General features: G+C 61.9%; 25 protein-coding genes. 13 read left to right on the forward strand and 12 right to left on the reverse strand.

Features of this window, described 5'->3' with window-relative positions; translation table 11 throughout:
- Positions 1–20: 20 nt before the first annotated feature.
- Positions 21–1,013, reverse strand: a complete 993-nt coding sequence (locus PQR53_RS36280) for a polyprenyl synthetase family protein (protein ID WP_408465032.1) — start codon at positions 1,011–1,013, stop codon at positions 21–23.
- A gap of 238 nt (positions 1,014–1,251) precedes the next feature.
- On the opposite strand from PQR53_RS36280, the gene rplU reads away from it, so the two are divergent.
- From rplU to proB, 4 genes are all read left to right on the forward strand, one after another.
- The gene (gene rplU, locus PQR53_RS36285; RefSeq protein ID WP_007180329.1) at positions 1,252–1,563 is read left to right on the forward strand and encodes a 50S ribosomal protein L21; all 312 of its coding nucleotides are present in this window, start codon (positions 1,252–1,254) and stop codon (positions 1,561–1,563) included.
- A 25-nt stretch (positions 1,564–1,588) separates the two neighbouring features.
- Positions 1,589–1,852: a 50S ribosomal protein L27 gene (rpmA, locus tag PQR53_RS36290; protein ID WP_007180330.1), complete on the forward strand. Its 264-nt coding sequence runs from the start codon at positions 1,589–1,591 to the stop codon at positions 1,850–1,852.
- Positions 1,853–2,092: 240 nt separating this feature from the next.
- Positions 2,093–3,211: an Obg family GTPase CgtA gene (cgtA, locus tag PQR53_RS36295; RefSeq protein WP_408465034.1), complete on the forward strand. Its 1,119-nt coding sequence runs from the start codon at positions 2,093–2,095 to the stop codon at positions 3,209–3,211.
- Positions 3,212–3,282: 71 nt separating this feature from the next.
- Positions 3,283–4,401: a glutamate 5-kinase gene (proB, locus tag PQR53_RS36300; protein ID WP_408465036.1), complete on the forward strand. Its 1,119-nt coding sequence runs from the start codon at positions 3,283–3,285 to the stop codon at positions 4,399–4,401.
- A 118-nt stretch (positions 4,402–4,519) separates the two neighbouring features.
- Here proB and PQR53_RS36305 read toward each other — a convergent pair whose 3' ends face one another.
- Both PQR53_RS36305 and PQR53_RS36310 read right to left on the reverse strand, forming a co-directional pair.
- The gene (locus PQR53_RS36305; RefSeq protein ID WP_408465038.1) at positions 4,520–5,071 is read right to left on the reverse strand and encodes a CNP1-like family protein; all 552 of its coding nucleotides are present in this window, start codon (positions 5,069–5,071) and stop codon (positions 4,520–4,522) included.
- Between the two features lie 80 nt (positions 5,072–5,151).
- On the reverse strand, positions 5,152–5,895 hold the full coding sequence (locus PQR53_RS36310; protein ID WP_408465040.1) for an RNA pyrophosphohydrolase: 744 nt from the start codon (positions 5,893–5,895) through the stop codon (positions 5,152–5,154).
- A 383-nt stretch (positions 5,896–6,278) separates the two neighbouring features.
- On the opposite strand from PQR53_RS36310, the gene PQR53_RS36315 reads away from it, so the two are divergent.
- Together PQR53_RS36315 and PQR53_RS36320 are read left to right on the forward strand one after the other, a co-directional pair.
- Entirely contained in the window at positions 6,279–8,015 is a 1,737-nt protein-coding gene (locus PQR53_RS36315) for a proline--tRNA ligase (RefSeq protein ID WP_408465042.1), read from the forward strand.
- Positions 8,016–8,027: 12 nt separating this feature from the next.
- The gene (locus tag PQR53_RS36320) at positions 8,028–8,627 is read left to right on the forward strand and encodes a MarC family protein (RefSeq protein WP_408332025.1); all 600 of its coding nucleotides are present in this window, start codon (positions 8,028–8,030) and stop codon (positions 8,625–8,627) included.
- Positions 8,628–8,759: 132 nt separating this feature from the next.
- On the opposite strand, the gene PQR53_RS36325 is transcribed toward PQR53_RS36320, so the two are convergent.
- Together PQR53_RS36325 and ffh are read right to left on the reverse strand one after the other, a co-directional pair.
- A complete protein-coding gene (locus PQR53_RS36325) occupies positions 8,760–9,311 on the reverse strand; it encodes a hypoxanthine-guanine phosphoribosyltransferase (RefSeq protein WP_323046457.1) in 552 nt (183 codons plus the stop codon).
- 148 nt (positions 9,312–9,459) lie between these two features.
- A complete protein-coding gene (gene ffh / locus PQR53_RS36330) occupies positions 9,460–10,827 on the reverse strand; it encodes a signal recognition particle protein (protein WP_408465044.1) in 1,368 nt (455 codons plus the stop codon).
- An 81-nt stretch (positions 10,828–10,908) separates the two neighbouring features.
- On the opposite strand from ffh, the gene PQR53_RS36335 reads away from it, so the two are divergent.
- The 4 genes from PQR53_RS36335 (at position 10,909) to PQR53_RS36350 (ending at position 16,297) form a co-directional block, all read left to right on the forward strand.
- Positions 10,909–11,835, forward strand: a complete 927-nt coding sequence (locus PQR53_RS36335; protein ID WP_408465046.1) for a cytochrome C assembly family protein — start codon at positions 10,909–10,911, stop codon at positions 11,833–11,835.
- A gap of 10 nt (positions 11,836–11,845) precedes the next feature.
- Positions 11,846–12,178: a PP0621 family protein gene (locus PQR53_RS36340; protein ID WP_408465048.1), complete on the forward strand. Its 333-nt coding sequence runs from the start codon at positions 11,846–11,848 to the stop codon at positions 12,176–12,178.
- Complete coding sequence (ampD, locus tag PQR53_RS36345) at positions 12,175–12,771, forward strand: 1,6-anhydro-N-acetylmuramyl-L-alanine amidase AmpD (protein ID WP_179734475.1); 597 nt, start codon at positions 12,175–12,177, stop codon at positions 12,769–12,771. The genes PQR53_RS36340 and ampD overlap by 4 nt, the downstream gene beginning before the upstream one ends.
- A gap of 529 nt (positions 12,772–13,300) precedes the next feature.
- Positions 13,301–16,297, forward strand: a complete 2,997-nt coding sequence (locus PQR53_RS36350; protein WP_408465050.1) for a ribonucleoside-diphosphate reductase subunit alpha — start codon at positions 13,301–13,303, stop codon at positions 16,295–16,297.
- Positions 16,298–16,354: 57 nt separating this feature from the next.
- On the opposite strand, the gene PQR53_RS36355 is transcribed toward PQR53_RS36350, so the two are convergent.
- Positions 16,355–16,681 (reverse strand): hypothetical protein, encoded by a 327-nt coding sequence (locus PQR53_RS36355; RefSeq protein ID WP_408465052.1) that lies wholly within the window; start codon positions 16,679–16,681, stop codon positions 16,355–16,357.
- A gap of 409 nt (positions 16,682–17,090) precedes the next feature.
- Here PQR53_RS36355 and PQR53_RS36360 point away from each other — a divergent pair, with 409 nt between their 5' ends.
- The 3 genes from PQR53_RS36360 (at position 17,091) to PQR53_RS36370 (ending at position 19,381) form a co-directional block, all read left to right on the forward strand.
- Complete coding sequence (locus tag PQR53_RS36360; RefSeq protein WP_054040807.1) at positions 17,091–18,326, forward strand: ribonucleotide-diphosphate reductase subunit beta; 1,236 nt, start codon at positions 17,091–17,093, stop codon at positions 18,324–18,326.
- Positions 18,327–18,409: 83 nt separating this feature from the next.
- Positions 18,410–18,736, forward strand: coding sequence for a hypothetical protein (locus PQR53_RS36365; RefSeq protein ID WP_408465054.1), 327 nt, complete (start codon positions 18,410–18,412; stop codon positions 18,734–18,736).
- Between the two features lie 30 nt (positions 18,737–18,766).
- Positions 18,767–19,381, forward strand: a complete 615-nt coding sequence (locus tag PQR53_RS36370; RefSeq protein ID WP_179734468.1) for a histone H1-like DNA-binding protein — start codon at positions 18,767–18,769, stop codon at positions 19,379–19,381.
- 277 nt (positions 19,382–19,658) lie between these two features.
- On the opposite strand, the gene PQR53_RS36375 is transcribed toward PQR53_RS36370, so the two are convergent.
- The 6 genes from PQR53_RS36375 to accC all read right to left on the reverse strand — a co-directional run bounded on the left by PQR53_RS36375 (position 19,659) and on the right by accC (position 25,388).
- A complete protein-coding gene (locus PQR53_RS36375; protein ID WP_054040737.1) occupies positions 19,659–20,135 on the reverse strand; it encodes an outer membrane lipoprotein in 477 nt (158 codons plus the stop codon).
- A 28-nt stretch (positions 20,136–20,163) separates the two neighbouring features.
- Positions 20,164–21,099, reverse strand: a complete 936-nt coding sequence (locus tag PQR53_RS36380; RefSeq protein ID WP_408465056.1) for a carbohydrate kinase family protein — start codon at positions 21,097–21,099, stop codon at positions 20,164–20,166.
- Positions 21,100–21,205: 106 nt separating this feature from the next.
- Complete coding sequence (tpx, locus tag PQR53_RS36385; RefSeq protein ID WP_323046448.1) at positions 21,206–21,706, reverse strand: thiol peroxidase; 501 nt, start codon at positions 21,704–21,706, stop codon at positions 21,206–21,208.
- A 73-nt stretch (positions 21,707–21,779) separates the two neighbouring features.
- The gene (locus PQR53_RS36390; RefSeq protein WP_408465058.1) at positions 21,780–23,066 is read right to left on the reverse strand and encodes a DUF3426 domain-containing protein; all 1,287 of its coding nucleotides are present in this window, start codon (positions 23,064–23,066) and stop codon (positions 21,780–21,782) included.
- Positions 23,067–23,114: 48 nt separating this feature from the next.
- The gene (gene prmA, locus PQR53_RS36395) at positions 23,115–24,017 is read right to left on the reverse strand and encodes a 50S ribosomal protein L11 methyltransferase (RefSeq protein WP_408465060.1); all 903 of its coding nucleotides are present in this window, start codon (positions 24,015–24,017) and stop codon (positions 23,115–23,117) included.
- Between the two features lie 3 nt (positions 24,018–24,020).
- On the reverse strand, positions 24,021–25,388 hold the full coding sequence (gene accC / locus PQR53_RS36400; protein WP_408218543.1) for an acetyl-CoA carboxylase biotin carboxylase subunit: 1,368 nt from the start codon (positions 25,386–25,388) through the stop codon (positions 24,021–24,023).
- Positions 25,389–25,499: the final 111 nt, after the last annotated feature.

The raw sequence follows: 25,499 nt of genomic DNA on the forward strand, positions 1-25,499 counted from the left end.
ACTCGGTGTTTCAGTCTCGTTCAAGACTGTCTTGCCGTCGAGTAAGAACATAATTCTAGCAGGCTATCTTTGAAAATGGAATCGGGAAACGAAGAAATTGCTGCTGCGGCTGCCAGTGCTTCCCGCTTTGCGCACTCGAGGGTGTGATCCAGCGCGCCCGACCGTGTAATTGCTTCGAAAATGGTGTCGAATCGGTCCGTGCCGCCTTGCTCGATGGCTTCCCGTGCGAGTGCCGACTGCTCCGGCGTGCCGCGTTCGATCAGATAAATCAGCGGCAGGGTGGGTTTGCCTTCGCGCAGATCGTCGCCGGCGTTCTTGCCCATCGATTCAGCCGTGCCCGTGTAGTCGAGCCAGTCGTCCATGATCTGGAACGCGGTGCCGATGCGGCGGCCGAATTCCGCCGCGGCAGCTTCGATCTTTGCGTCCGATCCGGCCAGCACCGCGCCGAGCTGGGCTGCGGCTTCGAACAGTTTGGCCGTTTTGTAGCGGATCACCTGCATGTAGCGTGCTTCGTCCACGTCGGCGTCGTGCATATTCAAAAGCTGCAGCACTTCGCCTTCGGAGATGATGTTGGTCGCCTCCGACAGGATTTCCATCACACGCATCTTGCCCACGCCGACCATCATCTGGAACGAGCGCGAGTACAGGAAGTCGCCGACCAGCACGCTCGCGGCGTTGCCGAACAGCGCGTTGGCCGTCTGGCGGCCGCGCCGCAGATCGGATTCGTCGACCACGTCGTCGTGCAGCAGTGTGGCCGTGTGGATGAATTCCACCACCGCAGCCAGTTCATGTCGATGCCCAGTGGTTTCACCCAGCGCGCCGGCCACGAGCAGCAGCAGCGCGGGCCGCAGGCGTTTGCCGCCGGCGCTGATAATGTATTCGGAGATCTGATTGATCAGCATCACCTCGGACGCCAGACGGTGCCGGATGACGCGATTGACCTGCTGCATGTCTTCGGCGATCGGAGCGAGCAGGCTGGCGGCGTTGGAGGAGGGAGTGGCAGTCGACGACATGATGGCTGATTTGGGTAGTGCCGCGAATTATAAGGCGAATCGCGGCAGTTCCGGGTCGCAGGCTGCGGCACGGCGAGACGAAGGCAGTGGCAGGGCCGCGTGCCGGGGCTGGACGGCAAGGCGCTGGCGGGACGCGCGGCAACTCTCAATGAGTTTTGACCGAGCAGCTAACTCTATGTATAATCACGGGTTTCCGCGCGCGGTGCGTGGGAAAAATGAACACAGAGTGAGGTTCTCAATGTACGCGGTCATAAAAACCGGTGGCAAGCAGTATAAAGTTGCCGTCGGCGAAAAACTTAAAGTAGAACAGATACCGGCAGACATTGACGCTGAAATCACGCTCGACCAGGTTCTCGCAGTGGGCGAAGGCGAATCGATTAAGTTCGGTACGCCGCTGGTCAGTGGGGCTTCCGTCAAGGCTACCGTCGTGTCGCAAGGTCGTCACGCAAAAGTGACCATCTTCAAGATGCGTCGCCGGAAGCACTACCAGAAGCATGGCGGCCACCGCCAGAACTATACCGAACTGCGCATCGACGCGATCAACGCGTAAGCGCAACGGTTAAGGAGCAAATCAAATGGCACACAAAAAGGCAGGCGGATCGTCCCGGAACGGCCGCGACTCTGAGTCGAAGCGTCTCGGCGTCAAAGTTTACGGCGGTCAGGCCATCAACGCTGGCGGCATCATCGTTCGTCAACGTGGCACGCGCATGCACCCAGGCGAAAACGTCGGTATCGGCAAGGATCACACCTTGTTCGCGCTGACGGACGGCCACGTCAATTTCTCGACGAAGGGCGCAGCGAAGAAGCACATGGTCAACGTCGTCCCGGCAGCAGTCTGAGTTTAATCAGGCACGGGCTTCAGGACCGGAAGAAGGCCCCGCGAAGTTAGCGGGGCTTTTTTTATTGCAGCGTCTTTTGCCGGGCGAAATTGGCGATCGGGTGGATCGAATGGCCACGCGCCGGCAAGACTAGCCGTTCGGCTGATTGCTCACCGCCCAGCGGGCGCGGCAAAATAGCGGCATCAGGTAGCATCAACCCAGCAGCACCATGTAGCAGCACACCACGGGACGGAGTTACGCATGAAGTTCATTGACGAAGCGAGGATTGAAGTCATCGCCGGCGACGGAGGGGATGGCAGCGCGTCGATGCGCCGCGAGAAATTCGTTCCGTTCGGCGGCCCGGATGGCGGCGACGGCGGCCGGGGCGGCAGTGTGATCGCGGTTGCAGACCGCAATATCAATACGCTGATCGACTACCGCTATGCGAAAAAACATTTGGCGCGCAACGGCGAAAATGGCCGCGGCGCGGACTGCTACGGCAAGGGCGGCGACGATATCACGCTGCGCATGCCGGTCGGCACGACCATTACCGATATGGAAACCGGCGAACTGATCGCCGATTTGACCGAGCACAACCAGAGCGTGCAGATCGCGCAAGGCGGCGCGGGCGGCCTGGGTAACCTGCATTTCAAATCCAGTACGAACCGCGCGCCGCGTCAGAAAACCGACGGCAAGCCCGGCGAGCGCCGCATGGTGCGCCTCGAACTGAAGGTTCTGGCCGATGTCGGTCTGCTCGGCATGCCGAATGCCGGCAAGTCGACCTTCATCTCGTCGGTGTCGAACGCGCGGCCAAAGATCGCGGATTACCCGTTCACCACGCTCGCGCCGAACCTCGGCGTGGTGCGTGTGGGGCCGAGCCGCAGCTTCGTGATCGCCGACATTCCTGGCCTGATCGAAGGCGCGGCGGAAGGCGCGGGCCTGGGTCACCAGTTTCTGCGTCACCTGCAGCGCACCGGTTTGTTGCTGCACATTGTCGACCTCGCACCGTTCGACGAAGCCGTCGATCCCGTTGCGGAAGCCAAGGCAATCATCAACGAGCTGCGCAAGTACGACGAATTGCTGTATGAGAAGCCCCGCTGGCTCGTACTGAACAAGCTCGACATGGTGCCTGAAGACGAGCGCGAGGCGCGTGTGTCGGCATTCCTTGAGGGCTTTGGCTGGGATGGTCCGGTGTTCGAAATCTCGGCGCTGACTGGCCAGGGTTGCGAGAACCTTTGCTACGCGGTGTTCGACCACATCGCCGCGCATTCGGACGCGCAACGCGCGGCCGAAGCCGAAGATCTTGCCGCTGACGTGCGTTTCCGCGAGAAACCTGAAACGCCGGCTGCTTCGGACGACTCCAGCGTCGATCCGCAGTAATGGCAAGCCTGAACCGACGCCTGCAAGGGCCGCCGGCAGGCAACACGCATCATCTTGGGAGACCGCGCACAATGCGTTCCGTCATCGCAGATTCACGGCGATTGGTAGTGAAAGTCGGCTCGAGCCTCGTCACGAATGACGGGCGCGGCCTCGATCATGCTGCGATCGGCCGCTGGGCTGCGCAGATTGCAGCGCTGCGCGCGCAAGGCAAGGAGGTGGTGCTGGTCAGTTCAGGCGCCATTGCCGAAGGAATGCAGCGGCTCGGCTGGACCAAACGGCCACGCGAAATCGACGAATTGCAGGCGGCCGCGGCTGTCGGGCAAATGGGTCTCGCGCAGGTCTACGAGAGCCGCTTCGCCGAGCATTCGATCCAGACCGCGCAGATTCTGCTCACTCACGCCGACCTCGCCGACCGTGAACGCTATCTGAACGCTCGTTCCACGTTGCTGACGCTGCTGCGTCTGGGCGTCGTGCCGATCATCAATGAGAACGACACGGTCGTTACCGACGAAATCAAGTTCGGCGACAACGACACGCTGGGAGCCTTGGTCGCGAATCTGATCGAAGGCGATGCACTCGTGATCCTCACCGATCAGCAGGGGCTGTTTACCGCTGATCCGCGCAAGGATCCGAACGCAACGCTCGTCCAGCAGGCCGATGCCGGTGCGCCGGAACTCGAAGCAATGGCCGGCGGCGCGGGCTCGAGCCTCGGCCGCGGCGGCATGCTGACCAAGATTCTCGCGGCCAAACGTGCAGCGCACAGCGGCGCCAACACGGTGATCGCGAGCGGGCGCGAAGCGGACGTGTTGTCTCGGCTGGCCTCGGGCGAGGTGATCGGCACGCAGTTGATCGCGCGGACCGCACGTATGGCGGCACGCAAGCAATGGATGGCCGATCATCTGCAGGTGCGCGGCCACGTGGTGATCGACGACGGCGCGGTCGAAAAGCTGACCGAAGGTGGCAAGAGTTTGCTGCCGATCGGCATCGTCGGTGTGCAGGGCGCGTTTGCGCGCGGCGAAGTGATCGCTTGCCTGAGTGCGGCAGGACGTGAAGTTGCGCGAGGCCTGACGAACTACAGCAGCGCGGAAACCAAGCTGATCCAGCGGCGTCCGAGCGGCGAGATTGAATCGGTGCTCGGCTACATGTTGGAGCCTGAAGTGATCCACCGCGACAATCTTGTGCTGGTCTGACGGTGTAACACCACCTGCACGACAGACAAAAAAAGCCGTTCCAGCGTGAGCTGGAACGGCTTTTTCACATCTGCGGCGGTTTCGAGGTCGACGCACGCACGCGCGCGGGAAAACTGCCTTAGTGAATCAGCGAGGTCTGCGTGCGCTTGTAGCGGATGTTCTCGACAATCTGCTTTGCGTTGCCCGTGGGCATCTTGTTCGCACACAGATAATCCTGATACAGCGTTGCCTGATACGCGTTCAACGCGCCATTCTCGATACGCCTGAAATCGTTGGCGACGGTTTGGTCCCAGCCGTCGTGATCGGCGTTCAGCCCCGCGTACTGGCGCCATTCATACGTGTCGCAGCGAATCCCTTCGTAGTTCACGTTGCGCGCGCCGCTTGGGCTCGTTACGACGACGACGTAGCGCACCACGCCGTCGCTGCCGACGGTAAGCGACGTTTTATCGATCGAGAATTGCAGCGGCGTGTTGCCCGAGACCTCGAAAGGCAGCAGATTCGACTCTTGCGGCAGCGGCGGCAGCGTGTCCACCTTGTTTTCCACCCAATTGCTCGGCCGGTCCAGCAGGTAGGCAAACGCGCTGTCGTCTTTATTGGTGGGTTTGCTGGCGCAACCAGCCAGCAGGGCGCCGGTGGCGACGCACGCCACGACGAGAGCAAGTGCTTTCAATATGGTTTCCTCGAAACACTGGCGCGGCTCATTGAGCCGCGCCAGAGGGAGGCGGCGTGGAAAGCCGCGCAGAGTTGTTGTTAATTGCGTACGCCAGGGCGGAACAGCGAGCCAGCGGTTTCGCGATCCGATTCGTCTTCGTGCTCTGCCCGGGAGCCAACCTCGGCTACCGATCCGGAGCCCGGACCGCAATCGGACACGAGCGTCGTGTGAATCGACGTTTCGATGCTGAGGGTGGTCACCGAGGTGGTGACCGTCACCATCGTCGAATCCGGCGGACTTTCCATTGACGACGCTATCCGGGGATAACGCGGCCCGTGGTGCCCGCCAGGTTTTTCCGCACGCGGCACAGCCCGGCGCATGAAACGGGATAGCTCCGTCAGCGCCAACTGATACACATCCCGCTTGAACTCGATCACACAGTCGAGGGGTACCCAGTACTCGTTCCAGCGCCACGCATCGAACTCAGGGTGGTCGGTGGCGCGTAAGCAGATGTCGCAATCGCGTCCAACCATCCGGAGTAAAAACCAGATTTGCTTCTGGCCGCGGTAGTGACCGCGTACTTCACGCTTGATGAACTTGTCAGGCACCTCGTAACGCAACCAGTCGCGCGTGCGACCAATCACCTTGACGTGCTCAGGAAGCAACCCGGTTTCTTCGTGTAACTCCCGATACATCGCTTGCACGGGGGTCTCTCCGTACTTGATGCCCCCTTGCGGAAACTGCCAGGAATGTTCACGGAGCCGTTTGCCCCAAAACACCTCGTTGTGCGCGTTCAAGAGGATGATGCCGACGTTCGGGCGAAAGCCTTCACGATCCAGCATACAACCACCTTCGAATCCTTTAAAATTGCTTTGATTATAAACAGATAACGGACCCGACGCACCGATTCGCACCAGATTGGAACGATTCGCCGCAAAAGGCCCCGCGTTTGCGGTAGCCTGTCAGTCTTTCCGTGCCTTACCCCTTGCTGCAAAGGCTTTGCGCGGTGGCTTCAGCGGCCCGATCGGGTCAGTTTTGCCGGGGTTTGCCTGGTATGTGCAGGGCGTTTGCCGGGGCCTGGTCAAGACTTTGGCTGGTGCCAGGCGGGCTCGGGCCCGGGTGTTCGGCGAATCCGTGCCGGCTCCGCACCGGGTCTGTGTCGATTTCCCTACCGTTTTCACCTTTCGGGCGGTCCCTCCGGAGCCGCCGCTTTTGGAAAATCTGAATGAAAGCTTCCCGTTTCTTTATCGGCACCCTGAAAGAAGCGCCCGCCGACGCCGAGATCGTCAGCCACCAGCTCATGGTGCGCGCCGGCATGATCCGCCGCGTCGCCGGCGGCATCTATAACTACCTGCCGATCGGTCTGCGTTCGATCCGCAAGGTGGAAGCCATCGTGCGCGAAGAAATGAACCGGGCGGGCGGGATCGAGTTGTTGATGCCGTCGGTGCAGCCGGCCGAGCTATGGCAGGAGTCGGGCCGCTGGGAAAAGTACGGTCCCGAGCTGCTGCGCTTCAAGGACCGCAAGCAATCCGATTTCGTGTTCGGACCGACCCACGAAGAAGTGGTCACGGACATCGCGCGCGGCCAGATCAGGAGCTATCGCCAGTTGCCGGTGAACTTCTACCAGATCCAGACGAAGTTCCGCGACGAGATCCGTCCGCGTTTCGGCGTGATGCGCGGCCGTGAGTTCATCATGAAAGACGCGTACTCGTTCGACAAAGACGTCGAAGGTCTGCGCGAGTCGTATCGCAAGATGTATGACGCGTACGTGCGTATCTTCACGCGCCTTGGTCTGGATTTCCGTGCGGTGGCGGCAGACAACGGTTCGATCGGCGGCAGCGGTTCGCATGAATTCCACGTGATCGCCGAGACCGGTGAAGACGCGATCGCCTATTGCCCGACCTCGGATTTCGCGGCGAACGTCGAGGCGGCTGAAGCGCTGTCGCTTTACGCCGAACGCGCTGCGCCGACCGAAGAAATGAAGAAAACCAGCACGCCGGGCAAGGCGAAGTGCGAGGCCGTGGCTGAACTGCTGAACATTCCGCTCGAGCGCACGATCAAGTCGATCGTGCTCGCCACGGAAAACGAAGGCGCTGCGCCGACCATCTGGTTGCTGATGCTGCGCGGTGACCACGATCTGAACGAGATCAAGGCAGCCAAGCTGCCGGGTTTGGCCGACTTCCGCATGGCCACCGAAGCCGAAATCATCGAGACCTTCGGTACGCCGCCGGGTTACCTCGGCCCGATCAATACGAAGAAGCCGGTCAAGGTCGTCGCGGATAGCACGGTCGCGAACATGAGCGACTTCGTGGTCGGCGCGAATGAGGTGGACTACCACATCACCGGCGTGAATTGGGGCCGCGATCTGCCGGAGCCGGTCGTCGCTGATATCCGCAATGTGCAGAAGGGCGATCCGTCGCCGGATGGCAAGGGCGTGATCGACATCTGCCGTGGCATCGAAGTCGGCCACGTGTTCCAGCTCGGCACGAAGTATTCTGAAGCGATGAACGCCACCTGTCTCGACGAAACCGGCAAGCCGCGTCAGATGGAAATGGGCTGCTACGGCATTGGCGTCACGCGAATTCTGGGCGCGGCGATCGAACAGAATTTCGACGAGAAAGGCATCATCTGGCCGGAATCGATCGCACCGTTCGAAGTCGTGCTGTGCCCGATGGGTTACGACCGCAGCGAAGCCGTGCGCGAGCAGGCTGACAAGCTGTACGCGGAGTTGCTCGAAGCGGGCGTCGACGTGATCCTCGACGATCGCGGCGAACGTCCGGGCGTGATGTTCGCTGACTGGGAGCTGATCGGCGTGCCGCATCGTCTGGTGATCGGCGACCGTGGCCTGAAAGACGGCAAGCTCGAGTATCAGGGCCGTCGCGATGTCGAAGCCACGCTGCTGCCGGTCGATGACGCCGCCCAAACGGTAATCGGCAAGGTTCGCGCCGCCTTGGCGCAATAAGCGGAGCGGACGGTGGAGTACACCTTCGTATCTGCGACCGTCCTGCTGATTCTGATCACCGATCCGCTCGGCAACATTCCGCTCTTTATTAGTTGCCTGCGGGGTGTGTCGCCGAAGCGGCGCACGATCGTCATTCTCCGGGAGGTGGCGATCGCGTTCGCCATCCTGCTGGTCTTCATGGTGGTCGGCGACGGCTTTCTGCGCATGATGAGTCTGACCGACCAGTCGTTGCGCATCGGCGGCGGGATTGTGCTGTTTCTGATCGCGCTCAGAATGGTGTTCCCCCATCCGGACGGTCCGCTCGGCGGCGACACGCGGGGCGGCGAGCCGCTTATCGTGCCGCTCGCCATCCCGGCGCTGGCGGGCCCGTCGGCGCTGGCTACGGTGATGCTGCTGACGTCGCAGGCGCCCGGCAAGATGCTGGAGTGGATCGGTGCGCTGACCGTCACGATGATCGTCTGCGCGATCGTGCTGATGCTGGCGGAGCGCATTCAGGCGTGGCTCGGCGAGCGCGCGATGATGGCCTTCGAACGGCTGATGGGCTTGGTGCTGGTGGCGATCTCAGTCGAAATGATGCTCGGCGGTATTCGTTCGTTTGTGCATCAACTTTGAGTGAGCTTCGGTGCAGGGTTCAACGCGGTAGCGCAGGCGTCCAGCAACCAGCCTGACAAATAAAAAAGCGGCTCGCGAGCCGCTTTTTTTACGCCGGTGCGTGCCATAAACCGCGCCGCTTAAGCACCTTGCTTACGCCCCTTCGGTCAACGCCCGAATGGTCGGCAGATTACGCCAGTAACCCTTGGCGTCCATCCCGCAACCGAACACATAGCGGTCCGGCACCTCGAAACCACAGTAATCCGGATGCAGCGGCTTCGCCTTCGGAATGATCTTCTCGCACAGCACCGCGCTCAGGAAGCGCTTCGCACCCATGGCGAGGATGCGGTCGCGGATCGCGGCCATCGTCTCGCCTTCGTCGAGGATGTCGTCGAGCACCAGCACGACGCGATCCTTCACCGACTCAGCCGGTGCCACGCGCCACTGCATCTCATTGCCACCCTTGGTGGTGTTGCGATAGCGGGTCAGGTGGATGTAGTCGAACTCGAGCGGAAAATCGAGGTGCGGCAGCAGCATGCCGGTGAACACGGCCGCGCCGCCCATTACCGACAGCACGAGCGGAAAGTCCTCGCTCATCTCGTTGCGGATGGCGGCAGCCATGCCGCTGATCGACGCGTTGACGTCGTCGGCCGAAACGATTTCTTCGGAGTGGCTAAAAATGTGGAGAGCTTCTTCGCGGTTCATGACGTCTGACGGGCGGTGACTGTATACATAGTGTGGGTGAGAACGGCGGCGTGCGGTACAGAATAAACCCGCACCAATCCGGAGTCAGCAGCGCATGCCGTTATTCCTGCACTGCACGCAAGCACGCGCGCCGCCGTCTTGCTAAAGCTTAGCGCATGCCGGGCATCATGCCCTTCATGCCGCGCATCATCTTTTGCAGGTTGCCGCCCTTCAGCTTTTTCATCATGGTGCGCATCTGGTCGTATTGATTCAGCATGCGGTTGACTTCCTGCACCTGCACACCCGCGCCCGCGGCGATGCGGCGCTTGCGGGTGGCCTTGATCAGCTCGGGCTTGGCGCGCTCCAGCGGCGTCATGGAGTTGATGATGCCTTCCATGCGGCGCATCTGCGATTCGGCCATGCCCATATTGGCGCCGGCCGCGGCCTGCTGGAACTGCGCGGGCAGCTTGTCCATCAGCGACGACAGGCCGCCCATGCTCTTCATCTGCGTAAGCTGCGCGCGGAAATCGTTGAGGTCGAAGTCACCGCCTTTCTTGACCTTGTCGGCGAGCTTCTGCGCGGCCTGGACGTCTACGCCGCGCTGCGCCTCTTCGACGAGGGCGAGAATGTCGCCCATGCCGAGAATCCGGTTCGCCATGCGATCCGGATAAAAAATTTCGAGGCCGTCGAGCTTTTCGGCGACGCCGACGAACTTGATCGGCTTACCCGTCACGTGACGCACCGAGAGCGCCGCGCCACCGCGCGAGTCGCCGTCGAGCTTGGTGAGGACCACCCCGGTAAGCGGCAAAGCGTCGCTAAAGGCCTTCGCGGTGTTGACCGCGTCCTGACCCAGCATCGCGTCGACGACGAACAGCGTTTCCGCCGGTTTCAGTTCGCTGTGCAACGCGGCGATTTCCTGCATCATCGCTTCGTCGATACCGAGGCGGCCGGCAGTGTCGACCAGCAGCACGTCGTGGTAATGGCGTTTGGCCCAATCCACCGCGGCACGCGCGATATCCACCGGCTTCTGATCCGGTTCCGACGGGAAAAAGTCCGCGCCCACCTGCTCGGTTACCGTCTTCAACTGCGCGATAGCAGCCGGGCGGTAGACGTCGCACGAAACAGTGAGGACCTTCTTCTTGTATTTCTCGCGCAGAAGCTTGGCGAGCTTGCCGACCGTGGTGGTCTTACCGGCGCCTTGCAGACCTGCCATCAGGATGACGGCCGGTGGCGTGACGGCGAGATTCAGTTCGACCGCTTTGCCTTCATAGTCGCCGCCGATGATCGCGGTCAGCTCGCGCTGCACCACGCCGACCAGCGCCTGACCCGGCGAGAGGCTGCTGATGACTTCCTCGCCGAGCGCCTTTTCCTTCACCTTGGCGATGAATTCGCGCACGACGGGCAGCGCCACGTCCGCCTCGAGCAGCGCGAGGCGCACTTCGCGCAGCATTTCCTGGGTGTTCGCCTCGGTGAGCCGGGCTTCGCCGCGCAGCGTCTTGACGACGCGCGCCATCCGTTGAGTCAGATTGTCGAGCATGGGGAGCGATGAACAGTGCGGCCAGAGCGGGGCGCGAAGCGGAAGACGTCGCGGAGCAGGGGCCTAGTGTAAACTTGGAATATGGATATTGTACTGTATGCCCTCACTGCGCTCCTCTACGGCGGTCTCGCCGTGGCCGGCTGGCGCTCGCACCGGCACGCCGCGCTGCGTCCCATGCTCGAAAGCGTGCCGCCGGTACCTGTTGCCGCGGGCGTTTCGGCGTCATCGGCCGCCTCTGGCATGGGCGCGTCGGGCCGCGCGTTGCTGTTTGTCGCGCTGCTCGCGCACGGCGTGCTGCTGCATACCACCATCTTTCCGCAGAACGCGATGGTGTTCGGGTTCGCGTTCGCGTTGTCCGCGATGTTCTGGCTCGGCGCCGGCATCTACTGGATCGAGAGCTTTTTCTTTCCGCTCGACGGCTTGCGCTTGCTGGTGCTGCCGCTCGCCTGCGTCGCTTCGTTATTGCCGCTGGCATTCAATGGCGTGCGCGTGCTGCCGTATTCCGCTGCGCCGATGTTCAAGCTGCACTTCCTGATCGCCAACATCGCATACGGTTTGTTCGCGATCGCGGCGCTGCACGCGATTCTGATGCTGCTGGTCGAGCGGCGTCTGCATGCAATGCGCGGCGGAGTGTCGCAACGCAATGCGGCCGCGGCGGGCAACGGCTGGCTGTCGAGCTGGCTCGATACCTTGCCGCCCCTGCTGACTCTGGAAAAGCTGCTGTTTCGTCTGATCGGCGCGGGCTTCGTGCTGCTCACGCTGACGCTGCTTTCGGGCATCATCTTTAGCGAGCAACTGGTCGACCGCGCATTGCGGCTCGATCACAAGACTGTCTTTGCGATTCTTTCGTGGGTGATGTTCGGCGCGCTGCTGACCGCGCGCAAGGTTTCCGGCTGGCGCGGCCGTGCGGCATTGCGCTGGGTGCTGGCGTCGTTCGTCGCGCTGCTGCTGGCGTACGTCGGCAGCCGTTTCGTATTCGAGGTGCTGTTGCACCGTGCTGTAGTGTGAGTGCCCTGTCATGCGACAAATTTTTCTGCTGATCCTGCTGTTCATCGTCGGCCAATGGCTGGTCAAGGCGCTGCGTCGTCATGACGCGCAAGCGTCGCAACGCACCGGTGCTGACGCGAATGGTTCCGCCGGTGCCGGTCGTGCGAAAGGCCCGCACGGCGCCGCGCGTGGGCCTCATGCGCCGCAAGCGCAACCGCGGCTCGCCGAGCCGATGATCCGTTGTGCCGAGTGCGGTGTGCACGCACCGAAGAGCGATTCCGTGGTGGTAGCCGGGCAGCCGTTCTGCAGCGCCGCGCACGCGCAGCGTCACGGCGCGCATCCCACGGGCCGCGACGCTCGATGAGTGTCGCGTTCACCGTCGATGCCGACGGTTGGGTCAGCGCCGCACGCAAACTGCCATCGCCGAATTTCGAAGCGCGTCCCGCCGGGGCCGTGCCGACGCTGATCGTCGTGCACAACATCAGCCTGCCGCCCAACGAGTTCGGCGGCACGGCGATTGCCGAACTATTCCAGAACACACTCGACTGCGATGCCCACCCGTACTACGACACGCATCTACGCGGCGTGCGGGTGTCGGCGCATTTCGTGATTCAGCGCGACGGCGCGCTCGAGCAATTCGTCTCCTGCAACGAGCGCGCATGGCACGCCGGGCCGTCGAATTTTTTCGGCCGCGAGCGCTGCAATGATTTCTCGATCGGTATCGAGCTGGAAGGCAGTGACACGACTGCTTTCGAGGCGGCGCAATACCGCACGCTCGGTGCGCTTGTGACGGCGCTCAAGGCCCGCTATCCGGTCGAAGGGCTCGCCGGTCACTCGGACATCGCCCCTGGGCGCAAGACCGATCCAGGGCCCCATTTCGAGTGGCAGCGTCTGCAACGCGACACCGCCTTGGCGGATCAGTACTTCCCCTATCTCAAGTTTTCCCAAACGCCGTAACGAGCCTTCGCGCGAGTTCGCGTGATGCGAGGAGAGCAAGGCGCTGCCTTGTTCTCCGGGGAGTCGGCTTCGCGTCGCGCTATGCAAAAGTCAAGCCTTTGAAAGCAAATAAAACGATTTGACCTGTCTTGAAACTACACTATACTTGGTGCCAGAAATTCAGTTTCGCACTATATCTTGTGTCTGGTGTGTATAACTCTGTGCATAACTGAGTGCATAAGTGTGCGGCGCCCCGCTCCTCGAGCATGGCGCCGCAAGCATTCCAGGCAGCGAAAAAAATTCCTGCGGCGCGGCCGGTAGAGACCTCCGGCGGCATCCAGAAGCATTCAGGAAAAGGGCACAGCAAGTGATCGCGACACACATGATGAAGACCGTTATCAATTCGAATCAGGCTTCGTCGCTGTCGCATCCCGCCACCCGGCTCAGCCGGCCTTTTTCCTGCACCCCATCGCTTGCGCACGCGGCGGCGCAGCGTTCGTTTTAATCCGCGGATCTTCCCGCAACATTTCCAGGACCAGGAGCTTTGCACATGCAAACCACCGACAACGTGACGACCCGGTATGAGGGCTCACCGACTGGCCAGGCCTTCGGCCAGGCACAAGGCGCCCAGGCGCTCGCGCCGCAAGTGACCTACGCCGACTACAAGGTGATCCGTCGTAATGGCAGCGTGGTGTCGTTCGAACCGTCGAAAATCGCCATCGCTGTGACGAAGGCATTTCTGGCCGTCAACGGTGGTCAAGGCGCGGCGTCGGCGCGGGTGCGCGAGCTGGTCGAGCAACTCACGCAGAATGTGGTGCGCGCGCTCGTGCGCAGCCGTCCGAACGGCGGCACGTTCCATATCGAAGACATCCAGGATCAGGTCGAACTCGCGCTGATGCGCGGCGGCGAGCATAACGTCGCGCGTGCTTACGTGCTGTATCGCGAGAAGCGCACCCAGGCGCGCGGTCATGACGACCAGATCGTCGCCAACACGCCGGGTCTGAACGTCACCGACAATGGCGTGACGCGTCCGCTCGACATGGCTGCGCTGCGCGGCATCATCGAACTGGCTTGCTCGAACCTGGGCGACGCCGTGAGCGCCGATCCGATCATCGCGGAAACGGTAAAGAATCTGTACGACGGCGTGCCGATGAGCCAGGTCTATGACTCGGCAATTCTGGCTGCCCGCACGATGATCGAAAAAGACCCGGCGTACAGCCAGGTCACCGCACGCATCCTGCTGCACACGATCCGCCGCGAGATCCTCGAAGAGGAAGTCACGCAAACGGAAATGGGCGAGCGTTACGCCGAATACTTCCCGCAGTTCATCAAGCGCGGCGTGCAAGCCGAGTTGCTCGACGACAAGCTGCTGCAGTTCGACCTGAAGCGCCTCGGCGCCGCACTCGACAACAACCGCGACCTGCAATTCGGCTACCTCGGTCTGCAAACGCTGTACGACCGTTACTTCCTGCATCACGACGGCGTGCGCATCGAAATGCCGCAGGCATTCTTTATGCGTGTGGCAATGGGTCTGTCGCTGAACGAGATCGACCGTGAAGCGCGCGCGATCGAGTTTTACAACGTGCTGTCGAGCTTCGACTTCATGTCGTCAACGCCTACGCTGTTCAATTCGGGCACGCGCCGCTCGCAACTGTCGTCGTGCTATCTGACCACGGTCGACGACGACCTCGACGGCATCTACGAAGCGCTGAAAGAAAACGCGCTGCTGTCGAAGTTCGCCGGCGGTCTGGGCAACGACTGGACGCGCGTGCGTGCTCTGGGTTCGCACATCAAGGGCACCAACGGCAAGTCGCAAGGCGTGGTGCCGTTCCTGAAGGTGGTCAACGACACGGCGGTGGCCGTCAACCAGGGTGGCAAGCGCAAGGGCGCGGTGTGCGCGTACCTGGAAACGTGGCACCTGGACATCGAGGAATTCCTCGAGCTGCGCAAGAACACCGGCGACGACCGTCGTCGTACGCACGACATGAACACGGCGAACTGGATTCCCGACCTGTTCATGAAGCGCGTGCACGAAGGCGGCGACTGGACGCTGTTCTCGCCGTCCACCTGCCCGGACCTGCACGACAAGTTCGGCGCCGAGTTTGAAACGGCTTACACGGCTTACGAAGACAAGGTCGCGCGCGGCGAGATCAAGCTGTTCAAGAAGATTCCGGCGGCGCAACTGTGGCGCAAGATGCTGGGCATGCTGTTCGAAACCGGCCACCCGTGGATCACCTTCAAGGATCCGTGCAATGTGCGCTCGCCGCAACAGCACGTCGGCGTGGTCCACTCGTCGAACCTGTGCACGGAAATCACGCTGAACACCAGCGACGCCGAAATCGCCGTCTGCAACCTGGGTTCGGTGAACCTCGTCGCTCACCTGAAGGAACAGGCCGACGGCACGCTGGCGCTCGACCACGACAAGTTGAAGCGCACCGTCAGCGTGGCAATGCGCATGCTCGACAACGTGATCGACATCAACTACTACGCGGTCGCCAAGGCACGTAACTCGAACCTGAAGCACCGTCCGGTCGGCATGGGCATCATGGGCTTCCAGGACTGCCTGCACCTGCTGCGCACGCCGTACGCGTCGCAAGAGGCGGTCAAGTTCGCCGATACGTCGATGGAAGCGGTTTGCTACTACGCTTACTACGCCTCCACCGAACTGGCTCAAGAGCGAGGCCGTTACTCCAGCTACCGCGGCTCGCTGTGGGATCGCGGCATTCTGCCGCAAGACTCGGTGAAGTTGCTGGCCGAAGCGCGCGGTGGTTACGTTGAAGTCGATTCGAGCGAATCGATGGACTGGACCGAACTGCGTTCGCGGATCGCCACCTACGGCATGCGCAACTCGAACTGCGTCGCGATCGCACCGACGGCGACGATCTCGAACATCATCGGCGTGTCGGCGTGCATCGAACCGACCTTCCAGAACCTGTATGTGAAGTCGAATCTGTCGGGCGAATTCACGGTGGTCAACGACTACCTGGTGCGCGACCTGAAGGAACGCGGTCTGTGGGACGAGGTGATGGTCGCCGACCTGAAGTACTTCGACGGCACGCTCTCGCGCATCGACCGCATCCCGGCCGACCTGCGCGCGATCTACGCGACTGCGTTCGAACTCGATCCGGTGTGGCTGGTCGAGGCGGCTTCGCGTCGTCAGAAGTGGATCGATCAGGCGCAGTCGCTGAACATCTACATGGGCGGCGCGTCGGGTAAGAAGCTCGACGAAATCTACAAGCTTGCATGGGTGCGCGGTCTGAAGACGACCTACTACCTCCGCACGATGGCGGCGACGCACGTCGAGAAGTCGACGGTCGCTCACGGCGCGTTGAACGCGGTGAGCTCGGGTGGCGGCGAAGGTTCGGGCGGTGCAGGTGGTCTCGGCGGTGGCGCGGCTGGCGGCTTCGGCGGTGCGGCTTCGGGTGGCATCCAGGTAGCGGCGGCCGCTCCGGCAGTCGCAGTCGAAGCAGCGCCGGAAGCGGATGGTCCGGTGTGCATGATGCGTCCGGGCGATCCTGGCTTCGACGAGTGCGAGGCTTGCCAGTAAGAGCCTCGGTGCCCTCGCAACAAGCGAGGGGCGAGCACGAAGCAGGCGGCAGGATCGCTACTTGCTGAACGGGTTGTAGGTAAAGACCCGCATGCAGCGATCAGCCAGCCAGACAGAAGTGATGCAGAAGTGAAGGCGATGGGCAGCGCGGCGAAACGAAATCGAATTCGAAATCGAAGTCGCGCCGCTCATCGACCAGCAGCAAAGCATGGCAAGCAACTGAAGTTTTGAAGCGGCAGGCAAGCGGCAGGCAAGCGGTAGGCAAGCGCCAGACACGTGGTAGATGAAGCAGTCGGCAGTCGGCATCACAGACGAAGCGCTCGACATGAAGCGCTCGGCAAACGCCCCGGTCGATGGTCGATCGACATAGCCGGCCAGATGCATCGCTCGACATCGCATTGAACTTCACCTCGCCAGCGCTGACGAACAAGCAGACGCGACACGAATGTGAAGCAGGCGCGAAGCAGCAAGCGCGAGGCAAACACCGCGTCGGCAAGACAGCAGAAAGTTAGCGGGAAGCAAGCAGGAAGCAATCGCAAGACGCCGCAAGCACGCTCCGCAATACAGATAGATAGAGCAGCGAAACGTCGTTCGACACGTTGCTCTTCGAGCTCGCGAAGCACCTCGACGACACACGTTCAACACGCTTCATATGAGGCGACACACACAGTCTGTTGAATAAAGTGTTGTATGAACGTAGCAACGCGAATCGAAAACAGGATTTTTCATCAGCGAAGGCTTTTATCGCTCGTGAAAAGATGGTACAAACCGTTCTAAATTGATGGTGACATTTATGCTCAACTGGGATGACGAGATCACTGCCGTAACTCCCTCGAGCGCTACGCAACAGAATGTGTTGCGCAACGCTGCGGGATCGGCTGTCGGTTCGCAAGTCGGAACGCGTTCCGCTCCTCACGCTCCCTCGGCTCAAGACATCTTCGCGAACGACATCGCTGTCGCTCCCGTCGCTCACGTGACCCACGCTGCTACCGGAACGGCTGCCGCCTCCGAAGCGCGAGTCAATGTCGCCGACAAGCGCATCATCAACGGCCAGACCGACGTCAATCAGTTGGTGCCGTTCAAATACAAGTGGGCCTGGGAAAAGTATCTGGCGGGTTGCGCCAACCACTGGATGCCGCAAGAAGTGAACATGTCGCGCGACATCGCCCTCTGGAAAGACCCGAACGGTCTGACCGAAGACGAGCGCCGCATCGTCAAGCGCAACCTGGGTTTCTTCGTGACGGCTGATTCGCTGGCCGCCAACAACATCGTGCTGGGCACCTACCGCCACATCACGGCGCCCGAATGCCGCCAGTTCCTGCTGCGCCAGGCGTTCGAAGAGGCGATCCACACGCACGCTTACCAGTACATCGTCGAATCGCTGGGCCTCGACGAAGGTGAAATCTTCAACGCGTATCACGAGGTTTCCTCGATCCGCGCGAAAGACGAATTCCTGATTCCGTTCATCCATACGCTGACCGACCCGGCCTTCAAGACCGGCACGCTCGAAGCAGACCAAACCCTGCTGCGCTCGCTGATCGTGTTCGCCTGTGTGATGGAAGGCCTGTTCTTCTACGTCGGCTTTACGCAAATCCTGGCGCTGGGCCGTCAGAACAAGATGACCGGCGCGGCGGAACAGTACCAATACATCCTGCGCGACGAGTCGATGCACTGCAATTTCGGCATCGACCTGATCAACCAGATCAAACTCGAAAACCCGCAGCTCTGGACGGCTGAGTTCCGCGCGGAAATCCGCGAGATCTTCCAGCAAGCGGTCGAACTTGAATATCGTTACGCAGAAGATACGATGCCGCGCGGGGTGCTCGGCCTCAATGCGTCGATGTTCAAGAGCTATCTGCGCTTCATCTGCAACCGCCGTTGCCAGCAGATCGGTCTCGATCCGCTGTACCCGAACGAGGAAAACCCGTTCCCGTGGATGAGCGAGATGATCGACCTGAAGAAGGAACGCAACTTCTTCGAGACGCGAGTGATCGAATATCAGACTGGCGGCGCGCTGACCTGGGAGTGATCCGGGTTCGTGTCGCAGATGCATTCATTTTGGGGATGCTGCGGTTCGGTCCGCGGCAATTTAGTTAGGAGCAGAACCGCCTGATGCAGATTGTGCCCAGTGCGCCGCGTGCCTTCGCGGCCCACAAACATGGCTGGCACTTTGCGAACCCTTCAGTGGGATGGGCAAACTTCCCCCCGGAAAAAGCCGCTGGCGTTAGCGTCGGCGGCCCGATCAAGCAATTGCCGGCGTTGAGATCCAGCGCCGACCAGATCTGGCGCGCGGTGCCCAAGGGCACGGCGCGCCTTACCGCATTCATTAGCGTAAGCGCGCAGCACCTGCGTACGCCGATGAATAGCCCGCTTCGTAGCGCGCGCCCTGAGAAGCGTCCGCGGGAAGCGGGTTTTGACGAAGGGTGGTGTTTGAACTGACTCTCATCTGAAAACCTGAAGGAGAAAATGATGGCAACTGCAAAAAAAGCCGCAGCTAAGAAACCCGCAGCAAAGAAGGCTGCTCCGGCAAAGAAGGCCGCTCCGGCGAAAAAAGTCGCTGCAAAGAAAGTCGCAGTGAAGAAGGTTGCAGCGAAGAAGGCAGCACCGGCTAAGAAGGTTGCAGCGAAGAAAGCTGCTCCGGCCAAGAAGGTTGCAGCCAAGAAAGTCGCGGTGAAGAAGGTTGCAGCAAAGAAGGCAGCGCCGGCCAAGAAGGCTGCAGTGAAGAAGGTTGCGGCCAAGAAGGTTGTAGCGAAGAAGGCAGCACCGGCGAAGAAGGCCGCGGCAAAGAAGGCGCCGGCTAAGAAGGCTGCTGCCAAGAAGGCTGCGCCTGCGAAAAAGGCTGCTGCCAAGAAAGCTGCGCCTGCGAAAAAGGCTGCTGCTAAAAAGGCTGCGCCTGCCAAGAAGGCTGCCGCGAAGAAGGCCGCTGCTCCTGCCAAGAAGGCTGCGCCTGCGAAGAAGGCTGTCGCCAAGAAGGCGGCTCCTGCACCCGCTGCGACTTCTGTCTCGAGCGCACCGGCGGCGACGGTGAAGACCGCGCTGAACCCGGCAGCGGCATGGCCGTTCCCGACGGGCAGCCGTCCGTAACTGGCGGAAGCTGTAGAAGTATTTCGACACGTCGTACCGTGTGTCGATGATCGAGTAGCGCTTAAGCATGACCGAGCGCTACTCGGTCAGGGTCCCGTTGCCGGGTTTTCTGGCGACGGGATTTTTTTTGCGTTTCACCCTCACGCCCGCACTCACGCAAACGCCTGCCTAGCGAACGCCGCCAAAACCCACGGGCGAAAAAAAACGCATGCACAGAGGCATGCGTGTGAGGTCGTCGCGGCGGCGCGTGATGCGCCAACCGCGCGAGAGGGGAAGCTTAGTGCGTGACGCGCGTGACGCCACCGCTGGAGAGCAGACGGACGCGTTCGCCGGCGCGGAAGATTTCGCCGGTGGCGCTTTGCGTGATCGCGCGCATGTCGCCGTTGTCGAGCCGCACGGTGATCTCGAGACCGTCGTGCACTGCCACGCCGTTCTCGACCGCATTGCCTGCCACCGCGCCAGCCAGGCCGCCGATGATGCCGGTCACGATCGAGCCGCGGCCGCCGCCGATCGCACTGCCGGCCACCGCGCCCAACGCGCCGCCACCGATCGCGCCAAGGCCGCTGGGTTGGCCGTTGTTCGAACTGATCTTCACGGCCCGAACGCTGTCGACTGTGCCCATGCGAACCGTCTCTTCGCGCTGCGCTTGCGACGCTGTGTAGACGTCGGCAGAGCTGCTGTTGTACGCGCAGCCCGACATGGCCAGTGAACCGGCGATCAAGGCGGCCACTACCAGGCGACTCGTTGTTCTCATTCCCTAACTCCAATAGCTTGCGGTATTACTACAGGTCGTATCCGAACGCCTGCTTGAACCGTTCGTTGATCTCCGCCCGGCTGGGCGCATAGTTTTGCGGGCCCTGGTGTTCGATCTTGAGCGCGCCCATCAGGCTCGCCAGACGCCCGGTGGTCGCCCAGCCAAGCTTGTTCTCGATGCCGTACAGCAAGCCGCCGCGGAACGCGTCGCCGCAGCCTGTGGGATCGAGCACCTGCTGTGCCTTGACCGCGGGAATCGCTTCGATGCCGCCGGCGTGATGAATCTGCGCACCTTGTTCGCCGAGCGTGATGATCAGCGCGTCGACCTTGCCGGCGATCTCTTCGATCGACCAACCTGTCTTGTTGCTCACAAGTTTGGCTTCGTAATCGTTGACAGCTACGTAAGTAGCAAGTTCAATCATGCGTCGCAGCGAATCACCGTCGAACAGCGGCAAACCCTGGCCCGGATCGAAGATAAACGGTACGCCGGCCGCCGCCAGGTGCTCCGAATGCTGGATCATGCCGTCGTAGCCGTCAGGCCCGACGATGCCGAGCGTGATGCCTTTCGCCTGATCGGCGCGATTCAGATGTGACTGCATCATCGCGCCGGGGTGGAACGCAGTGATCTGATTGTTTTCCAGATCGGTGGTGATCATCGCCTGCGCCGAGTAAGTGCCCGGCACCACCAGCACGTTCTCCGTCGACAGCCCGAGCTGTGCGAACCGTTCCATGTAGCGCTGCGCATCGGTCTCGCCGAGCGTTCCCATGATGCGCGCATCGCCGCCCAGCAGATGCAGCGCGTAAGCGATGTTGCCCGCGCAGCCGCCGAACTCGCGGCGCATCGTCGGCACGAGAAAGCTCACGTTCAGGATGTGGACCTGCTCCGGCAGGATGTGATCCCGAAAGCGGCCTTCGAAGGTCATGATGTTGTCGTAGGCGAGCGAACCGCAAATCAGCGTAGCCAAGGCGAGCCTTCCTGTACAAATAGAGAGAATGGGCGCGACGATGTGACAGCGCCGCGCATGAAGCGCGGCGCCGGGGTTCGTGCGCGAAAGCTTATTTCAATGCGGGTTACTTCAGCGCGGCCAGTGCGGCGTCGTAGTTCGGCTCGTTTTTGATTTCGCCGACCAGTTCAGCGTGCACGACCTTGTCGTTCTCGTCGAGCACGACCACGGCGCGTGCCGTCAGACCCGTCAGCGGGCCGCTCGTCACGTCGACGCCATAGGCTTGAGCGAACTCATGGCCGCGGAACGTGGACGCCGTCACCACGTTCTCGATGCCTTCAGTCGTGCAGAAGCGCGATGCGGCAAACGGCAGGTCGCCCGACACGACGATCACCGCCGTGTTGCTCAGCTTGGCTGCGGCTTCGTTGAACTTGCGGGTCGACGTCGCGCAGGTCGGCGTGTCGAGGCTCGGGACGATGTTCAGCACCTTGCGCTTGCCGGCGAAATCGGCGAGCGACAACGTCTTCAGATCCTTGCCGACCAGCGAAAAGGCGGGCGCGTTCTGACCCACCGACGGGAAGGTGCCGGCTACTTCGATCGGGTTGCCACCCAGCGTGACTTGACTCATGTTGTTGTGCTCCGAAAATTCGTCAGTAATGACGGTGAATACGCCCGGTCAGTGCCGGGCGCGCGAGGATGCGTTACGGATAAAAAATCTGTACGCGGAAATTGGAAGCGACCGCATTGCCCGTGTCGAGGTGGACGATCATGATCTGGGTCGTGTGCGCCGCCAGGCCGGCCGCGATCGGCGTGCCGGGTGGGACGTAGTCTTGCGGCCACAGCACGCGGCGCACGGCGACATTGTTCTGGTCGTCGAGCAGCGTGAGTTCGATGGCCGGGTAGGCCAGAGCCACATTGAAGCGGTTGCGCAGCGGCATCTTCAGTTCGAGCTTGTGCGGGCCGTCGATCTGCCGCAGATCGGACGGTTCGACCTGCAAACCGTCGATGTCGTGCGGCGGCGTGATCTGGCAGCCCAGCTGCGCGCAGACTTTTGCATAGAGCGTCTGCGAACGGGGGAAGTAGACCTGCACGGTTTCGCGTTGCCACCAGGCGAGTTGCGCGAGCAAGGCGATCACCAGCAGCACGGCGATCACCGAGCCGAAGATGATCCAGCCCACGCGGCGCGGTTCGGCGGGGCGCGTTTCACGCACTACCGGGAAGGGATCGACGCCGTCATGCACGGGCTGAACCGCGAAGGGTTCGCCGCTCGATCCCAATCCGGTTGTGGCTGGGCCTGCTGTGCCTGAGCCGCCGCCCAGGCCACCCGCGCCGGCCGCGCCAAAATGCGGTTCATTGTCAGGAATGCCATGCAAAGTCGCCGACTCCTTCAAGACCGGTTCGTCGGCATCCGCAAGATGGTCAGAAGGGCGCTCGGTCTTATGCCAGACCCGCGGCGATTGTTCCGCAGGCGGCTCGGGCTGATAAGCGAAAGGCTCCCTCGGGATGTCTGGCGGCGCATCGGCTTCATAGGCGAAGGGGTCGAGCGGCGCGTCCGCGAGGATGGGCTCGTGGTCGGAAGGAATCGGGGTCGTGACGGCGTTCGCCGGCAGTTCCGGCTCGGTGGCGTGACGCGGCGTGACCGCGACGCCCGCATCGGTGGAAACCGGCGTGAGCGTCAGATTGCCGGCGTTGTGAAGCAGGCGGTTGTCGATCGTGGCGTCGGGCGCGGGGGCCCACGGATCCCATGCTTCGGCGCTGAAATCGGGGCCCTTGGGGCGTACGCCGGACAACGCCTCGATCGCCGCAGCCGCGGCAACCGGCTTGGCGGACGAGAAGTCGCCGTTCTCGTTCAGTTCGAACAGGCTGCTCGATGCGTCGAATACTTCATGGCAATGCCCGCAGCGTACGAGGCCGCGGCGCAGCGCGAGCTGCGCCGGTTGCAGGCGGAAGACGGTATCGCAGAAGGGGCAACGCGTCGCCAGGAGCATATTGAGCCGGTAAGCCGAAAGGCTGTTGGTTGGACAATACGCCTTATTCTAATGGCTTTCGCGGCGCGTTCCCGTTAGACATACCCAACCTTCGTGTTCGCGCCATACGCCGATGTCGATCCACCGTGCGTAGACCTGTGCCACTTCGTCCGCTTGCCGCGCCAGAATGCCGGACAGTGCGATACGGCCGTCCGGCTTGACCTTCGACGACAGCATCGAGGCCATCAGCTTGAGCGGATTGGACAGGATATTGGCGACCACGATATCGAACTCGCCGGTGGGGCATTCGTCGGGCAAGCCGTAGGTGACTTCTGCCCGGTTGCGCTCGCTGTTGTGACGCGCCGATTCGACCGCTTGCGGGTCGATGTCGATGCCGTACACCGGGTTGGCGCCGCACTTCTTCGCGAGGATCGCGAGGATGCCCGAGCCGCAGCCGTAGTCGAGCACGGATTGCTCCGGCTTGACCGATTGCTCCAGCCATTCCATGCACAGACGTGTCGTAGGATGGCTGCCGGTTCCGAATGCGAGGCCAGGATCGAGTTCCAGCACGAGCGCGTCAGGGTCCGGTGCATCGTGCCACGAGGGCACGACCCAGATGCGCTCGCCGATCGGAATCGGATCGAACTGCGATTGCGTGAGACGCACCCAATCCTGTTCTTCGACTTCACGAACAGTAAACGAGGGTGCTGTTTCCAGCCCAATCTCATTGGCCGCGGCCGTGAGCAGCACCGCCGGCTCCTGTTCCGGCGCGAGCAGGGCGATCACCCGTGAACGCTGCCAAGCCGTGCGATCCGGCGTGAGACCGGGCTCGCCGAACAGCGGCTGCTCGTCGGGCGTGTCGGCGTCCGCATCTTCAACCGATACGGACAGCGCACCCAACTCGAGCAACGCGTCGGAGAACTCCTCCGCGTGCTCGCGTGCCAGCTCGGCGATCAGTTCCCGGTAGCTCATGAGTTACGCTTCTTCCGGTGCGGCTTGCTGCTTCGCGGCCAACCGGTTTTCGAGGTAGTGGATGCTGGTGCCGCCTTCGACGAATTTCGCGTCCAGCATCAGCTCGCGGTGCAGCGGGATGTTGGTCTGAATGCCTTCCACCACCATTTCCGACAGCGCGATGCGCATCCGCTTGATCGCCTGCTCGCGCGTCGCGCCGTAAGCGATCAGCTTGCCGATCATCGAATCATAGTTCGGCGGTACGAAATAGCCATTGTAGGCATGCGAATCGACGCGGATGCCGGGGCCGCCCGGCATATGCCACGATGTCAAACGTCCCGGCGACGGAATGAACTTGAACGGATCTTCAGCGTTGATCCGGCATTCGATCGCATGACCCTTGAACACGATGTCGCGCTGACGGAACGCGAGCTTCTCGCCGGCCGCGATACGAATCTGCTCCTGCACGATGTCGACGCCCGTGATCAGCTCGGTCACCGGATGCTCGACCTGCACGCGCGTGTTCATTTCGATGAAGTAGAACTCGCCGTTTTCGTACAGGAACTCGAACGTACCCGCGCCAAGATAGCCCATCTTCTTGCAGGCGTCCGCGCAACGATCGCCGATGCGGTCGATCAACCGGCGCGCGATGCCCGGCGCCGGCGCTTCCTCGATCACTTTCTGGTGACGGCGCTGCATCGAGCAATCGCGTTCGCCCAGCCAGACTGCGTTCTTGAACGAGTCGGCGAGGATCTGGATTTCGATGTGCCGCGGGTTTTCCAGGAATTTCTCCATGTAGACCTGCGGATTGCCGAAGGCACGGCCGGCTTCTTCGCGCGTCATGTTGACCGCGTTGACCAGCGCCGCTTCCGTGTGGACCACGCGCATGCCGCGGCCACCGCCGCCGCCGGCGGCCTTGATGATCACGGGGTAGCCGACCTGGCGGGCAATTTTCACGATCTCTTTCGGATCGTCCGGCAACGCGCCTTCGGACCCCGGCACGCACGGCACGCCGGTCTTGATCATGGTTTGCTTGGCGGTCACCTTGTCGCCCATCATCCGGATGGTTTCCGGGCGCGGGCCGATGAAGGTGAAGCCGGACTGCTCGACGCGCTCGGCGAAGTCGGCGTTTTCCGACAGGAAGCCGTAGCCGGGGTGGATCGCTTCGGCGTCCGTCACTTCTGCCGCGCTGATCAGCGCCGGCATGTTCAGGTAGCTCAGATTCGAAGGTGCCGGGCCGATACAGACCGCCTCGTCGGCGAGCTTCACGTACTTGGCTTCCTTGTCGGCTTCCGAATAGACGACGACGGTCTTGACGCCGAGTTCGCGGCAGGCGCGCTGGATACGAAGCGCGATCTCGCCACGATTGGCAATGAGGATTTTTTCAAACATAGCGGGTTTTCGACTCATCAATAGGCGCCCGGTTGATCACAACTCAGGCTGCCTCAGAGGATCGGTCGCGCGCCTCGGGAGGGCAGGCGCGCGGGCGGCAGGCGCAACGCG

The sequence above is a fragment of the Paraburkholderia fungorum genome, assembly GCF_046027605.1.
GTDB lineage: Bacteria > Pseudomonadota > Gammaproteobacteria > Burkholderiales > Burkholderiaceae > Paraburkholderia > Paraburkholderia fungorum_F.